The organism is Acinetobacter sp. YH12233 (assembly GCF_013417725.1).
Lineage (GTDB): Bacteria > Pseudomonadota > Gammaproteobacteria > Pseudomonadales > Moraxellaceae > Acinetobacter.
The window spans coordinates 31,754-47,807 of the sequence record NZ_VPDK01000015.1 but is presented as its reverse complement, the minus strand read 5'-3'; the positions used below and the strand labels follow the sequence as shown (position 1 = coordinate 47,807).

The following is a 16,054-nucleotide window of genomic DNA, read 5'->3' as shown; positions in this document are numbered from 1 at the left end:
ACTTAGATAAAGAACCAGTAAATAAACAGGGAAACCAAGAAAATACACATGATATTCAGGACAAAGCCGACTTTCATCATTTCACTTTGTTGAATATGGCCAGTACCAAACACAATCGCATTCGGTGGTGTCGCCACAGGTAGCATGAAGGCACAAGAAGCCCCAATCCCGATCACAATCACCAGAATCTCTTTAGGCATACCCATCTGGTCGGCAATGGCGGCAAAGACCGGAACCAGTAAGGCAGCTGAGGCAGTATTACTGGTAAATTCAGTCAGGAAGATGATGAAGGTTGCCACAACGAAGATAATTACGAGAGGCGAGGAGTCACCGAAAGCATTTGCCAGTGTTTGACCTAAAACCAGAGAACTGCCTGAATCCTTCAAGACAGCACTTAAGGTCAAGCCGCCACCAAACAGATAGAGCACGCCCCAATCGGTATTTTCAGCAACCTGTTTCCATGTAGCCGTACCCAGAATCACCACCAGACAGGCTGCCAGAATCGCGATCCAGGTATCAGGCTGTGAAATACCGAAATTTTCAGTCAATTTTTTACTGAAAATCCAGGCCATCGCCGTACAGAGGAACAACACCATCGTCGCAATACGGGTGGTGGTCCAGGGAATATTTTCGGTGACAAAATTCACCTTATGATTCAGCTTTGGACGCAGCACCAGATACAGACTGATCAACATTGCTGGCAGAATAATGAACATCATTGGTAGGCCGACTTTCATCCAGTCAGCGAAGTCATAACCGAGGGCTTTGGCTGCAATCGCATTCGGTGGAGAACCGACGATGGTGCCCAAGCCACCAATACTGGCTGAATAGGCAATCCCGAGCAGAATAAATACAAAGGTTTTACGTTCTTTTTCGGCATCCAGATGCGCAAGTAAACCCAGCGCCAGAGGCAACATCATAGCTGCGGTGGCGGTATTGGAAATCCACATCGACAGGGCAGCAGTTACTAAAAAGATAGCCAGTACCGAAGCACCGAGATGTCCACCGGAGAGCGAGATAATCCATGTGGCAATCTTCTTGTCCAGTTTCTGGATATGCAGCGCCGTAGCCAAAGCAAAACCACCAAAAAACAGGAAAATCACGGGATCGGCAAAGGTAGCGAGTGCTGCCTGCATGCTAATCGGTACCAGTTCATCACCATCTGCCATCGGCATACTCAATACAACCGCCAGTACCGGTATGAGTAGGGCTGTAATCGTAATATGCAGGGCTTCGGTCAGCCATAGAATGGCGATAAAGGTCAGTAGGGCCAATCCCTTATTGGCATTTTCGTCATAGGGTAAAATATGATACAAGCCATAAGAGATCACGGCAGCGATCACAATTAAAATCCAGCCTTTGCGAATTCCTTTTGGCATGGCATCAGTCGGGGTGCGTAAAGGGTCGTTCATACAACCTCCTTGCTCAACTTTTTTATTTAAAAGCGTTTTTGAAATTCTTATAAAAGTGAATATGTGTTTTGATTAAAAAAGATATTATTTAAACAGTATAGTAGAGTGTTGTAATAATCCCACACTTTGCCAAAGTGCGTAAATCCCCAGTCCAAATAGAAAAAACAGCACCAGATATTTGAAATGTTGCTGGGAAAGTCGATGCCGTATTTTTCCACCCAGCCAGACACCGATGAGTGCAAATAACGTGATTCCGAGCAGGATATGCCGCTGATGGGTCTGCAAAGAAATGAGGATCGGGAAGAGTAAGGTCAACTGCACCAGTTTGCTGGCAATAAAGTTGAGATTACTGATAATGACGATATCAGTTTTGGAGAGCTGGCAGCTAAGCAGATACATCATCAGGAAGGGGGCCATGGCGTTGGTTGCACCTCCGATCATGCCGGCCAGTAAACCGAATCCCAGCATACTGAGCTGGCTGCTACTGACCCGAAGCGGAGTAGGACGTAATTGATCCAGCACATAAAAGATAATCACCAGACCCAGCAATAATTTAAGATAGCCTTCATTGATCCAGATAAGTAGTTTGACCCCCAGCACACTACCGACCAGACTGCTGAGCATGAGTGGCCAATAGCGTGAGGCATAATAGCGAATGCTCTGCAACAGGCCATGTTTTGGATCACTATTGAGCATCCAAAGATTCAATAACAGGCAGGGGAGAATCACCAGGGTGACTGCTGTACTTAAGGCATATTCACTGGATAAGGCAGCCGTACTCAGCATAGGAAAGCCAAAGCCACTGACCCCATGCAGTAATGCCGCGATCGCACACAGCCAAAGCACAATCCATTCTGCCTGTGTCATCTGAAATCCATTTCAAGAATAAAGTATCAACTTACCCTGAACAGGTGAGCAGGGTAAAGCATAAAATGGTAATAAGACCAAAACCTAAAAATCAGGCAAAAAAAAACCACGATCTTTTGGGGGAAGGACCGTGGCATAAAAATTTCACCATATGAATATTTAGGTGAAAGAGGAAACGATTTTATCGGTAGTCTTTATCCTGATTCACGGTACGCACAGGACGTTCATAATCAGTTCTGCTCGCGGCATAATCAGGCATAGAATTCTTTTTTGGCATCACCAGCCATAGAACCAGATAAACCAGAATACCCGGGAAAGCGGCACTCATGACTGAAATAATCACAAAGATCAGGCGTAATAAATTTGCGTTCCAACCAAAACGTTCAGCAATACCACCCATTACACCTGCAATCATGTTTGAGCGGTTAGAGCGATATAAACCAACATTGGCCATCCAAGTCTCCTGATAGAAAAAATAAGGTTGAGTCTAAAAAATGACTCGTATTTATAAGAATGGAGTTTTATCTGAATTTTTAAAGTATCTATTGAAAATAAATTCGTTAAGTAATGTTACGGGAGATTAAATAATCCTTAAAAAATCACTAAGATCATAAAAATTCCATTGAATTCATTATTAAAACTTATAAGTTTTCAGTGAGTCGTCTGCCTATATAGATGTGCACCCCTTCAGGTATATTTTTAAAATGAAATCGAATGTATCGCATCATTTAAGTGGTTTATGCCGGCTTGGATTTGTGCTGGGAAGTGTTGCAGGACTGATTGCCTGTGATGACCATCAAAGCAAACCCTTACCTGATACTACGAAAACTTTGGCACAAGATGGCGTAGTCATCTCCGCCGCCAATGAAAGTTATGACACCCGTAATGCTAAATCGCTCACCCAGACTGCAACCTATAATGCATTGCCTGTAGAACCAAATGTCGATCCTAAACCTGTACCGGATTATGCCAAAAGCTATGTCGGGCGTTATCTTACCCAGATTGATTGTGACGGACGGTTTGCACCTTGTACGGAAGGGAAGTCGGTGTTTATTTTGACTTTATTGCCAGATGGTACAGTGCATCGCAGTATCGTGCATTATGGCAAAGTCTTTGTGAATAATTCCAGACGAGTTCAGACCGAAAGCAATGTGACCTATCGTAAGGACCGCTGGACGATTAATCCGGAACAAACTGAACTGATCGTGGACCGTAAAGAGGGGGCAAAATTCTATTATACAATTAAAAGCCCAACCCATCTGGTCATGAATCTGGAAAAAATTTATGACGAAAAAGAACGGGCAAACCAGCAGTTATTTGATCAGGGTTATCCTGCACCTTCTAAAGCGTATGAGTTGGTCAAAGATTCTGAATTTAAGATGACAGAATAAAAGCGATAAAATCTGTAAAAAATTTAAAAACAGAGTAAATGGAAATGGCGATTCTAAAATTGTCAGGATGAATTGCGCTTAAATAAAAAGAATGAACTGAATAATATAGGAAATATTATAAGAATATTGAAAGAAGAAATAAATATAGAGGGGAGAATGGTGGGCCGTCCGCGACTCGAACGCGGGACCAATGGATTAAAAGTCCACTGCTCTACCAACTGAGCTAACGGCCCATTCGGGTAATCAAAGTAGCTTTGATTGAAGTTTCTAAAAAGAGATTTTAGAAATGATGGTGGGCCGTCCGCGACTCGAACGCGGGACCAATGGATTAAAAGTCCACTGCTCTACCAACTGAGCTAACGGCCCATCAGGGGATATCAAATTTAATGGTGGGCCGTCCGCGACTCGAACGCGGGACCAATGGATTAAAAGTCCACTGCTCTACCAACTGAGCTAACGGCCCTGAACCAACAATCAAGCAAGACTTAATTGTGCAGTGCAAGAGAAACTAAAAGAGTTCTGAAAGCACCACTTTGTTTGATGGAGCGTATTGTAGCAAGATCTCATTACAGCGCAAGTAAAAAATAACAAAGTTGCCTATGTTTGATTATAAATACAACAATTCTGCTTTATCTAAACAAAAAATAGGCAACTTCAGCACTTAGAAACGATATTGATAGGCTTGAATGTTCTCAAAAATTTCTTGAGTCAGCTCACAATACGCATCGCTCCCTGGCAATAAAACCAGCAGGCGTTCATCGGTTTTGTTTGGATCAAAAGCCTGTTCTTTCAGTTTGTTTTTCTGATACTTGAAGGTACCGGTCGTTTCTACCTGCTCTTGAATGCGCAGAAAAACTGGAACTGCATATGCAGGCAGACAGCGTTTAAAGGTGCTGACCATATTTTTCAGGTCTTGCTCATCCAGGGTGCTTCCCGGTTGCAGGGTAATTGCAGCCATGCCAGCACGGCCATTGGTATTCGGAATTTCTACGCCATAAACCACAGCTTCGATAATTTTGTCATACTCGGTCAGCATGTTTTCGACTTCAGTCGTTGAAACATTTTCACCTTTCCAGCGGAAGGTATCACCGAGACGGTCGACGAACTGGGCATGACGGAAACCGATATTACGTACCAGATCGCCCGTATTGAAGTAGGAATCACCTTTGCTGAACACGTCATGCATGATGACTGCCTTGTTCTTTTCCGGATCGGTATAGCCATCGAAAGGGGAGCGGCGAGTAATTTTGCCAATCAATAAACCGGTTTCACCTTTTTTCACCCGTTTGCAGCGACCTTTGGCATCTCGCACAGGCTCATTTTTATCTTTGTCAAATTCGATAATGGCATAAGGTGTTGGTGAGAAACCGACAGTATTGTCAAAGTTAAAGACATTGCTGAAACCGACATTACCTTCACTTGAGGCATACAGTTCCAGTACTTCCTTGATGCCAAAACGGGATTTGAATTTATCCCAGATATTCGGGCGCATGCCGTTGCCAATCATCTTGGTAACGCGATGGCCTTTTTCCAGTTCAGACGGTGGTGCATCCATCAGGTAGCGGCAAAGTTCACCGACATAACCAATCGCAGAAGCATCAAATTTTTTCACGTCTTTCCAGAAAGAAGAGGTGGAAAACTTGCGGCGGATGGCAAAAGTACTGCTTCCGGCAATCACCCCACACCAGCACACCACAATGCCTGTCGCATGATAAAGCGGCAGGGTGCAGTACATCACATCATCTTTATTCAGGTTCAGGACATGGCCATAGGTGCCATAGGCGAGTGTCCAGCGGCTATTGGTAAAGATCACCGCTTTAGGTAAGCCGGTAGTACCTGAAGTATAGATATAGAACAGGCCGTCTTTGCCTTGTACCGAATGCGTAGTCGGTGTATTGAATTTCGGGAACTGGTCAATCTGCTCTGCTAGGTTGATAAACCCTTCAGGTGCTTGTCCGGTATTTTCTTGTGTGTTCTGATCGGCAAACCAGTGGAAACGGTCAGCGGCAATATTGAGATTATTGCGGATTTCATCAACGGCAGCACGGCACTCTTCACCGACAATGACTGCAATCGGTTTCACCAGGTTAATACTATGTGTCAGGACTTTACCGACCTGAGAGGTATTCACCAGCGCAATCGTGATGCCTAGCTTGGCCAGACCAATCACACTGGCAATGAACTCCGGACGGTTCTCGACCATTACAGCCACCACATCACCTTTCTGTGCACCGAGAGAAAGGTAGAAATGTGCGATCTGGTTCGCCCAGCCATTTAGGTGAGCATAGGTATAGGACTGATCCTCAAAACGTAATGCAATACCTTCAGAATTACGCTGTGTTGCTTTTTCAAAAGCTAAACCCAGGCCTGCGGGCGTATTGGGAGTACGTAAATAAGCCTGTCGCAGTCCGTTCAGCAGATTAGGGACCTTACTGATGAAGGCAGGGATTTTGGCTGCGACATCTGCAATGCCAATAAGATCGGGTTGGTTCGTCTGGGTCATGGGCGTCCTATTATTTTTCGTATCCAATGCGTTTAATTTATATGCAATAAACGGATGATAGCCATCTTTTAGCGTGTTGAAACTAGAGTAATCAACCTATTCTGACAAAATCTAGCAAAAAAAACCTAGCCACCGAAATGACTAGGTTTTTTAGTTAACTGCAATTGGGCGAATTATGACTCAGTTGCAGTATTGGTTTTTTTCGGTGGACGGCCACGTGGACGACGTGGGCGGGCAGCCGGTTTTTCAGCTTTTGCTACAGCTTCTTCAGCTTTATCGGCTTCCGGAGTTTCGGTAGGCGTAGCTTCGCTTTCTGCTGGAGTTACTTCAACTGTAGTTGTTTCAGTGACTTCTTCAGCGGGAGCCTGTTCAGCTTTCGCAGTTTCTACAGATGCTTCCGCAGCTGGCTCAGGAGTTTGAGTCGCTTCAGTTGTATCAGCACTTTCTACTGCAGCTACCGGAGCTTCAGCAGGTGCAGCTTCAGCACTTTCAGCTTTCGCTTCTTCCGCTGGAGCCGTTGCTTCTGCAGCAGGTTCAGCCGCAGTAGATTCTGCTTCAGCTTGTGCTTGCTGTTTAGCCTGCTGTAATGCTTGCTCGGCAGCCAGTTTGGCGAGACGACGACGCTCACGTGGATCATTCGCCACACGTTTCTCTGAAACTGGTGCAGGCGGAGTTAAATCCAGCACAGGAGCAGGTTCTGCTTCAGGCTGCGCTTTGCTGACTTCTACATCACGAGTTACAGGTTTTTTCTCTGTGGTCGCGGTCGAAACCGTTGCTAAAGTCGCATTATATTCCTGCGTGAACTTTTGCAATGCACGGTTAAACGTTGGCAACAGACCGAACTGTTCAATCAGGACTGAACAGTCTTCACCATAAACATGGCGAATCAGGCTACCAATAGTGTATTGGCCAAGTGTTGGCACCTGTGATGGTGTCAATTGCTGAGTTTTCGCCTGTTGGCCTTGTACAGCACGACGGTCGCGACGACGTTGACGTGGGTCATTGCTGGCACGCTGTTTTGATGATGACTGAGCTTCAGGCGTTTTCTCTGCAGGAGCAGATGCAGTCACTTCAGTCAGGAACTCTTCCGCAGCTGGTGCTTCTACAGGAGCATCGGCAGGGGCAGTCACTTCAACAGCAGGTTTTGCGACTGGAGCAGTGTCATTCAATGCCACAATTTCGCTTTTCGCCTCGTCAATATTTACCACCATTGCTGTTGGCATCACTTCTTTACGAGGAGCATCGACCAGTTCCACACGAACTTGCTTTTCATTGACTGCTGGCGCTTCAACGGCAGCAGGTGCTTGAGGTGCAGCTTGTTCATTTAGAACACTTGGATCGCGGTGGCGATTTGGACGTTCTGGACGTTGCTGGTTGCGACGGTCACGACGTGGCACGTTTTGCTGTTGCTCATTGCTGTGAGTATCGCTTTGCTGTGCAGACTCATTGTGGTGCTGACGGCGAGAGTTGCGTTTGTTTTCACGCGCTTCCTGACGTTGTTCCTGACGAGAAACCTGAACCACTTCTTCATGCACCTGATGTTGTGATGCATTATCAGACTGCGCCTGTTCACGTGGCTCTTTGTGCTTGTTGCTACGTGCTTTCTTGTTATGACGCTGTGATTTCTCTTCACGTTCAGCTTTTTCAGACTGATCACGCTCTGGTTTATGGACTACAGTCGATGGCGCCAGATAAGCATTGCCGGTAGTTGCTGGTGCTGCAACAGCTGTTGGCTGTGCGGATACTGCTGGTGTTACAGGAGCAACCTGGCCAAACTGGCCACGGCTCACTGCACCGCCATTCACCATCTGTTCAATAGCAGCAGCAGCATTGTTCGCTGTGCGAGATTGATCAACAGTAGTTGCCTGTTTTTGTACAAACAGGTTTTCTAACCATGCACATGGGCTGGCAGCAGGTGCGGCAACTTGAGCAGGTGCCTGTTGTGCAACAGGTGCTTGCTGTACGTTTTGCTGGTTCTGGTTATTGCGGCGTTTATTGTTTTTGCCGTTGTTTTGCTGCTGTGCAGGTGCTGGTGCAGCGGTATGCGTATGTTCTTCTTCTAAATGCCACTCAGAAGACTCATAACCCAGTTCTTTTTCGCTTGAACGGGTTGCTTCAGTACGCTCGTAACTTGTCGGTGCGAAACCTTCAGGATTATACGAAATTTCGTAGTGAGGTGTTTCCAGGTGTGGATGTGGAAGTACAGTCACACGTGTATTTGAAGTTTGTTCCAGATATACCAGGCTGTGACGTTTTTCATTGAGCATGAACGCCGCAATTTCTACCGGTACTTCAACCTGAACTTCACCATGACGTTCACGTAGTGCGATTTCTTCCACTTTACGCATAATTGAAAGTGATAGAGAACGCAGGTCACGTACCATACCGGTACCATGACAGCGTGGGCAGACATAACCAGTTGCTTCTTCAAGCGATGGACGCAGACGTTGACGGCTCATTTCCATCAGGCCGAAACGAGACAGTTGGCCGAACTGGATACGTGCGCGGTCGCTTTGAGTTGCTTCACGCAGTTTCGCTTCTACCATACGCTGGTTGCGGTCTTTGGTCATGTCGATGAAGTCGATGACAACTAAGCCACCGATATCACGTAAACGTAATTGGCGAGCAATTTCTTCAGCGGCTTCAAGGTTGGTATTTAACGCTGTATCTTCAACGTCCTGACCGCGAGTTGATTTTGCCGAGTTAATGTCGATTGAAACTAAAGCTTCAGTTTGATCGATCACGATCGAACCGCCTGAAGGCAGTTTTACTTCACGTTCATAAGCAGTTTGAATTTGGCTTTCGATACCGAAATGCGCAAACAAAGGCTCATTCAATGTATAAGTTTTCAGTTTGTCTAACTGAAGCGGCATTACTGCTTTAACGAAGTTATAAGCTTCGTTATAGGCTTGCTCAGAGTCAATCAGGATTTCTGCTACATCATCACGCAGGTAATCACGGATGGCACGAGTTACCACACCTGCTTCCTGATGGACCAGCATAGGTGATGGACCTGAATTTGCAGTGCTTTGAATTTGTGCCCAAAGGTCTAGCAAATGTTGCAGATCAAGCTGTAATTCTTCTTGAGAACGGCCAATGCCTGCTGTACGAACAATGACGCTCATACCACGTGGCACATTTAAAGAGGCCAGCATTTCTTTCAGTTCTTCACGTACTGAACCAGAAATCTGACGGCTGATACCGCCACCTTTCGGGTTGTTTGGCATCAGAACCAGATAACGACCAGCTAAAGAGATGAAAGTTGAGAGAGCAGCGCCTTTATTGCCGCGCTCTTCTTTTTCCACCTGAACCAGAAGTTCAGTACCTTCAGTAATCAGTTCACGGATATTTGAAGTTTGGCGAGGATCGGCTTTGTAATAAGAGTTTGCGATTTCACGCATAGACAGGAAGCCTTGGCGACCTGCGCCGTATTCAACGAATACAGCTTCTAAAGAAGGTTCAACGCGAGTCACGTGACCTTTATAGATATTAGATTTTTTTTGTTCACGGGTACGATTCTCTAAATCGAAATCGTAAAGACGCTGACCAGTGACAAGTGCAACGCGAATTTCTTCGGCATGTGTTGCATTAATCAACATACGTTTCATGGGTGTAACACCTTATAGTGATACACAGCAAAAAATCGCTATTCACGTAGCGAACATCACACATCACGGATCAATGGCTCAGATCTCCAATGAGTTTCATTGTGGTCTGAGTCTTTTATTCCCGGCGTCTACTTGAATATAGATCAGCTTCGGTATTTTGATTCACGTATTGATGATGGCAATACGGCTTCAATCTTTAAACGATTAAAGTCACCTGAACGTTTCACTGGCGGACAAGCGGTGCATTAGATGTGAGTAACTTTCACTGTCACATTGCTCGAAGATCATCCCTTCTTTATAGAAAGTGTCTTGATACGGAATTGTCGTCGTATCTTTACAAACTGTGCAGATCCAATGCATCAAACGCTGTAGCCTGAAGTCGTCTTCAGGGTGCGACTAATCTGATGTGTATCAGTTTACGTTTAAAAACCAACTAGGTTGGCGACATATTTTTTCAGACAAACTGATTTATGTACCTGAGGTACAATTAAACGCAACAGTTTGCTTTGTTTGCCGATATAATAAGCCTTCGGCGTCGGCATAATTCTTTTGGGACCTTCCCGTATCATGTGAGTCTTTAATTGAATAATCAAGTTCAGAGAAATCTGAAATGCTTCAACTTTTACTCACAAACGATGGTTTCCGTGCGCTGACTATATCAAACCTTGCATCATCTGCCTATGGGCTAAGCTTATGTTTCTTGTGTAAAGCATAACCTAAGTGATCAGTTTTTAATCAATTTTAGTAATTTTTGGGTCATAGTAACTGTATGAATTCTACACAACAATGGCAAAGCGTCACTTGGTTTGAAGTGGATGAACATCAAGATGGACAGCGAATCGATAATTTCTTGTTCAGTCGTCTGAAAGGGGTGCCTAAAAGTCGGATTTATCGTCTGATTCGTGAAGGACAGGTTCGCGTCAATAAAAAACGCATTAAGGCCGAAACCAAACTGGCGATTGGCGACCAGATTCGTGTGGCACCTATTCGTTATGAACAAAAAGATGAATCAGAAGCGCCGATTTCGGACAAGGTGGCTCAAGGTCTTCTGTCACGTGTGGTATATGAAGATGAAGGCTTGATGGTTGTCAATAAACCATCGGGTATTGCTGTGCATGGCGGTAGCGGTGTGGCGTATGGCCTGATTGAAGGCCTACGTGCTGCAACAGGTAAAAAATACCTGGAATTGATTCACCGTATTGACCGTGACACATCGGGTCTGGTGATGATCTCGAAAAAGCGCAGTACCTTAAAAACGCTACAAGATTTATTACGTGAACATAAGATTAAAAAAACTTATGCCGCTGTCGTGAAAGGGCAGGTAACGCTAGATAAGCAACTCATTGATGCACCTTTGCATCGTTATGAACTTTCTAATGGTGAGCGCCGTGTCCGTGTCTCTAAAGAAGGCAAAGAGTCTAAAACCCAGTGGAATGTGGCAGAGCGTTTTATGCATGCGACACTGGTGTATGCTTCTCCATTGTCTGGTCGTACCCATCAGATTCGTGTACATGGTCTCAGCATTGGTCATCCGCTGGTAGGTGATGAAAAATACGGACATGAAACTGAATATCGTGGGCCAAAACCACGCCGCTTATGTCTGCATGCGATGCGCTTAGAAATTCCGGGTTATCCGACGATTGAAGCACCGTTACCTGAAGATATGCAGAGTCTTGTAGCTCAGCTTCGTGCGCAAAAGGCGGATAAGGTGGTAATACCTACGGAAGATGACGAGTAATTTTTAGCTTTTTAATGAGTCTTATCTTGCTTTACTTGAGTGGGAGAAATTTCCCTCTTTATTAGAGATGATTCAAGACAATTTCTAAATCAATGAAGGGCGACATGGATGGCGCCGTTACTCTGTGGCACAGGGACGTGCCATCAGAGTAACAAAGGATTTTTGCTACTTTTCATCCTTGAAAAGTAGATAATACCTATACGAAAACAGCTGCTCACTGATGTTAATTGTGGTGGGGAATTAATTTAACTCACCTCTCCCAAACCCTCTCCTAGAAGGAGAGGGCTTAAAGACACTGAATCAAATACTAGGAACCTTATATGAATTCACCTATAAAACTGGTCATTTTTGATTGGGATGGCACTTTATTTGATTCAGTGGGTCAGATCGTGTCGAGTTTACAGTTTGCTGCGCAACAGTTTCAGCAACCTTTAACTGATGCAGATGCGAAAAGCATTATCGGGCTGGGTTTGCCAGAAGTCGCACAACGGCTATTCCCAAGTGTGCCAGAATTACATGCGGATATTTTGCAGGCCTATTCAGATCACTATGTGATGAACTCAGTCAATGATGCCTGGTTTGAGGGCGTAGCTGAGATGCTGTATAGCTTAAAAGATGAAGGGATTAAGCTAGCGGTGGCAACAGGTAAAAGCCGTAAAGGTTTAGACCGGGTACTAAAACAAACGAATAGTCTGGAACTATTCCATGCCACTCGTGCTGCCAGTGAAACCCGCTCCAAACCTGATCCTTTAATGCTGGCTGAAATTCTGACTGAAACTGGTGTCAATGCGCATGAAGCGATTATGGTCGGTGACACTTCTTATGATCTGGAAATGGCGATGAACATTGCCATGCCAAGTGTAGGTGTGACTTATGGCGTACATACACCGGAAACTTTGGCACAGTTTAATCCACTGTCGATTGTGAAGGATGTCAGCAGTTTGCATGACTTTTTATTGGCTAAAGTCCAATGGAAAGAAGCCATTTAATTCAGTATCTTAGTCATTATTCAAGATCCGGCATTTTCTGAAACGGAAGATGCGGATCAATGCGGTAGATTTGAACAACTGGTCTTATCTTTTAGTCTAAAGTTGTGATTACAGTGGTTTTGTTCTGTCATGATTGTTGAGTTATTTAGTTGGATATAACTTAATTCATAATTATAAGATTATGTTTTTAATTGATTTTTATAAATTTAATTTATAGATAATAGCTATTGCAAAAAATAAAATAACTATTGGCATTCAAGTCGTATTTTTCCCATCCTAAAACTGTTTATTCATATGCCCGTACTAGGCGCAATTGTTTATTGGAATGATCGAAATGATCAGGTCAGAACATTTTGCCTGTCTTAGTTCTCGGCATAAGCCTCATTTTTGCAGTTTAAGGAAACATTGATGTCGAATTCTGCTGTTGTTGAATCAGTTGCACAAGCATTACGTACTGCTGAACTCTCAAAAACTGCGATCGCACCGATTCGCCCGGAACTTGGTGGTGAAAGTGCTGACGTAGATATTGCCTATGCCGTTCAGGAAGTAAATACCGAGCGTGCTCTGGCGGAAGGTCGCCGTCTGGTAGGTCGTAAAATTGGTTTGACATCGAAAGTGGTTCAAGCACAGCTTGGCGTAGATCAGCCTGACTTCGGTATGTTGTTTGCCGACATGGCCTATGGCGATGGTGAAGCAATCCCTGCAGGTTTGCTGATTCAACCGAAAGTTGAAGCTGAAATCGCATTGGTCATCAAAGAAGATCTGACTAAAGCAAAACATACGTATGCAGACATCATTAGTGCAACTGACTATGCACTTCCTGCTGTAGAAGTGGTCGATAGCCGTATCGAAAACTGGAAAATCAGCCTGATTGATACCGTAGCTGATAACGCATCTTCTGCTGCATTCGTTCTGGGCTCTAAGCCTGTCAAACTGGAAAACCTTGATCTTGTGAACTGCAAGATGGTCATGACACGTGGCGACGAAGTGGTTTCTCAAGGCGTGGGTAAAGCATGTCTGGCAAACCCGTTAAATGCTGCTGTGTGGCTGGCAGATGAAATGGTACGCCGTGGCCGTCCATTGCTAAAAGGCGACATTATTTTGACTGGTGCTTTGGGTCCAATGGTTGTAGCTCAGCCTGGCGACGAATTCAAAGTTGAAATTGAAGGCTTTGGTTCAGTAACAGCTGCTTTTGCTGCTGAATAAGGGAATACAAGAGAGTACATTCATGAAAAAGATTAAATGTGCATTGATCGGTCCAGGTAATATTGGTACTGATTTGCTTTATAAACTGCAACGCAGCGAATGGTTAGAACCAGTATGGATGGTGGGGATTGACCCAACTTCTGAAGGTCTAGCACGTGCAGCAAAAATGGGTTTAAAAACCACTGCTGAAGGCGTAGACGGTTTGCTGCCTCAAGTAGTTGAAGATGACATCAAAATCGCCTTCGATGCAACTTCTGCTTATGTACATGCTGAAAACAGCCGTAAGCTGAACGAGCTTGGCGTGTTAATGATTGACTTAACACCAGCTGCAATTGGTCCTTACTGCGTACCACCTGTCAACCTTGAAGCATTGCTTGAACAAGGTGAAGTGCCAAACGTCAATATGGTAACTTGTGGCGGTCAGGCAACGATTCCTATGGTTGCAGCGATTTCTCGCGTTCAGCCTGTGAACTATGGCGAAATCATTGCGACTGTATCTACTAAATCAGTTGGTCCTGGTACACGTAAAAACATCGACGAATTCACGCGTACGACTGCTGGTGCGATTGAGAAAGTGGGTGGTGCGAAACAAGGTAAAGCGATCATCATCATTAACCCTGCTGAGCCACCACTGATGATGCGCGACACTGTTCACTGCCTCGTTGAAGGTGAACCAGATCAAGCGGCAATCACTGAATCTGTACATGCGATGATCCTCGAGGTTCAAAAATACGTACCAGGTTACAAACTGGTGAACGGTCCTGTATTTGATGGCAACCGCGTATCGATCTTCCTTGAAGTTGAAGGTCTGGGTGACTTCCTGCCTAAATATGCAGGTAACCTCGACATTATGACTGCAGCAGCTGCACGTACCGCAGAAATGTTCGCAGAACGTGTTTTAAATGCAGTTGAAGCTTAAGGAGCACCTTCATGTCTAAGATTATTATTAATGATATGACTTTACGTGATGGTATGCATCCCATGCGCCATCAAACTACACCTGAGCAAATGGTTGCGATTGCAACTGCGCTGGATGATGCAGGTGTACCGCTGATTGAAGTAACACACGGTGACGGCCTTGGCGGTAACTCTGTGAACTACGGTTTCGCAGCTGCAACTGATGAAGAATACCTAAAAGCGGTTATTCCAAACCTGAAACAAGCAAAAGTATCTGCGCTGTTACTTCCTGGTATTGGTACGGTTGATCACCTGAAAATGGCGCATGATGTAGGTGTAGCAACCATCCGTGTTGCAACTCACTCTACTGAAGCAGACGTTTCTGAACAGCACATTACTGCTGCTCGTAAACTGGGTATGGATACTGTGGGCTTCCTGATGATGGCACACATGGCTTCTCCAGAAAAACTGCTTGAAGAAGCGCAAAAAATGGTGTCTTACGGCGCCAACTGTATCTATGTAACTGACTCTGCAGGTTATATGCTGCCGCAAGACGTGACTGACCGTGTTGGTATTTTACGTGCTAACTTAGGTTCAGACATCGAAATCGGTTTCCATGGTCATCATAACCTAGGTATGGGTGTTGCGAACTCTGTTTCAGCAGTGCAAGCAGGTGCAACACGTGTTGACTTGGCATCAGCTGGTCTGGGTGCTGGTGCAGGTAATACGCCACTTGAACTGTTTGTTGCGGTTGCCAATCGTATGCAAATGGAAACTGGTGTTGACCTGTTTAAAGTACAAGACGTTGCAGAAGATCTGATCATTCCAATGATGACTCATCAGATCCGTGCGGACCGTGATGCTGCAACTTTAGGTTATGCGGGTGTTTACTCTTCATTCCTGCTGTTCGCTAAACGTGCTGAAGCAAAATATGGCGTATCTGCTCGTGAAATTCTGCTTGAGCTTGGTCGTCGTGGCACCGTTGGCGGTCAGGAAGATATGATTGAAGATTTGGCATTGACTATGTCTAAAGCGAAAGAGCTTCAAGCTTAATAGTTAAAAGCTAAATTTTAAAAAAAGCGTCCGAAAGGGCGCTTTTTTATTTATTTGAATAAAATGAATAAGATATTAAAACGATAGAATAAGATATTTTAATTATTACTATTTATTTTAAGAAAATAATCAAACACATTTCCTTAAACATAAAAACGATAAATAAAAAGTTATTTTTAAATTATAAAAAAATAATGGCTGTTTATATAAGAGAAAACATGGATTTATATTGATTATCTGGTTAATTTTTTATTTTAGTTAATTGTTTATAAATATAAGTCTTTTTCAAATTTCAGCATACTTATTCTATCTATAGAGATTAATAGAAAAATTTTAATACTGTAGTCGGATTTTTAAAAAAACTAGAGTTGAGCATGATAGCGGCATAGC

11 protein-coding genes and 3 tRNA genes are annotated in these 16,054 nt (G+C 44.4%); 6 read left to right on the top strand and 8 right to left on the bottom strand.

Going from position 1 to position 16,054, the window contains the following annotated elements; all coding sequences use genetic code 11:
• Window positions 1-2: 2 nt before the first annotated feature.
• The 3 genes from FTV12_RS08590 to FTV12_RS08580 form a co-directional block, all read right to left on the bottom strand.
• The gene (locus tag FTV12_RS08590; RefSeq protein ID WP_180031165.1) at window positions 3-1,412 is read right to left on the bottom strand and encodes a DASS family sodium-coupled anion symporter; all 1,410 of its coding nucleotides are present in this window, start codon (window positions 1,410-1,412) and stop codon (window positions 3-5) included.
• Between the two features lie 84 nt (window positions 1,413-1,496).
• Window positions 1,497-2,279 carry a sulfite exporter TauE/SafE family protein gene (locus FTV12_RS08585; protein WP_180031167.1) on the bottom strand — a complete coding sequence of 261 codons (783 nt, stop codon included), beginning with the start codon at window positions 2,277-2,279 and terminating at the stop codon, window positions 1,497-1,499.
• A gap of 181 nt (window positions 2,280-2,460) precedes the next feature.
• Complete coding sequence (locus tag FTV12_RS08580) at window positions 2,461-2,733, bottom strand: PspC domain-containing protein (RefSeq protein WP_034169835.1); 273 nt, start codon at window positions 2,731-2,733, stop codon at window positions 2,461-2,463.
• 250 nt (window positions 2,734-2,983) lie between these two features.
• Here FTV12_RS08580 and FTV12_RS08575 point away from each other — a divergent pair, with 250 nt between their 5' ends.
• A complete protein-coding gene (locus tag FTV12_RS08575; RefSeq protein ID WP_159123913.1) occupies window positions 2,984-3,670 on the top strand; it encodes a hypothetical protein in 687 nt (228 codons plus the stop codon).
• Between the two features lie 157 nt (window positions 3,671-3,827).
• On the opposite strand, the gene FTV12_RS08570 is transcribed toward FTV12_RS08575, so the two are convergent.
• From FTV12_RS08570 to FTV12_RS08550, 5 genes are all read right to left on the bottom strand, one after another.
• A tRNA-Lys gene (locus FTV12_RS08570) sits at window positions 3,828-3,903 on the bottom strand.
• A 57-nt stretch (window positions 3,904-3,960) separates the two neighbouring features.
• Window positions 3,961-4,036: transfer RNA gene (locus FTV12_RS08565), tRNA-Lys, on the bottom strand.
• Between the two features lie 21 nt (window positions 4,037-4,057).
• Window positions 4,058-4,133 (bottom strand) — tRNA-Lys (locus tag FTV12_RS08560).
• A gap of 198 nt (window positions 4,134-4,331) precedes the next feature.
• On the bottom strand, window positions 4,332-6,173 hold the full coding sequence (locus FTV12_RS08555; RefSeq protein WP_180002997.1) for a long-chain-acyl-CoA synthetase: 1,842 nt from the start codon (window positions 6,171-6,173) through the stop codon (window positions 4,332-4,334).
• Between the two features lie 173 nt (window positions 6,174-6,346).
• Window positions 6,347-9,781: an Rne/Rng family ribonuclease gene (locus FTV12_RS08550; RefSeq protein WP_180031169.1), complete on the bottom strand. Its 3,435-nt coding sequence runs from the start codon at window positions 9,779-9,781 to the stop codon at window positions 6,347-6,349.
• A 769-nt stretch (window positions 9,782-10,550) separates the two neighbouring features.
• Here FTV12_RS08550 and FTV12_RS08545 point away from each other — a divergent pair.
• The 5 genes from FTV12_RS08545 to dmpG all read left to right on the top strand — a co-directional run bounded on the left by FTV12_RS08545 (window position 10,551) and on the right by dmpG (window position 15,664).
• The gene (locus FTV12_RS08545; RefSeq protein WP_004781807.1) at window positions 10,551-11,519 is read left to right on the top strand and encodes an RluA family pseudouridine synthase; all 969 of its coding nucleotides are present in this window, start codon (window positions 10,551-10,553) and stop codon (window positions 11,517-11,519) included.
• 320 nt (window positions 11,520-11,839) lie between these two features.
• On the top strand, window positions 11,840-12,508 hold the full coding sequence (locus FTV12_RS08540; RefSeq protein ID WP_180018642.1) for an HAD-IA family hydrolase: 669 nt from the start codon (window positions 11,840-11,842) through the stop codon (window positions 12,506-12,508).
• Window positions 12,509-12,916: 408 nt separating this feature from the next.
• A complete protein-coding gene (locus tag FTV12_RS08535; protein ID WP_004781809.1) occupies window positions 12,917-13,714 on the top strand; it encodes a 2-keto-4-pentenoate hydratase in 798 nt (265 codons plus the stop codon).
• A 22-nt stretch (window positions 13,715-13,736) separates the two neighbouring features.
• Window positions 13,737-14,633, top strand: a complete 897-nt coding sequence (locus tag FTV12_RS08530; RefSeq protein WP_180018644.1) for an acetaldehyde dehydrogenase (acetylating) — start codon at window positions 13,737-13,739, stop codon at window positions 14,631-14,633.
• 11 nt (window positions 14,634-14,644) lie between these two features.
• Window positions 14,645-15,664, top strand: coding sequence for a 4-hydroxy-2-oxovalerate aldolase (gene dmpG / locus FTV12_RS08525; protein ID WP_166138095.1), 1,020 nt, complete (start codon window positions 14,645-14,647; stop codon window positions 15,662-15,664).
• The last annotated feature ends 390 nt before the right edge of the window (window positions 15,665-16,054 follow it).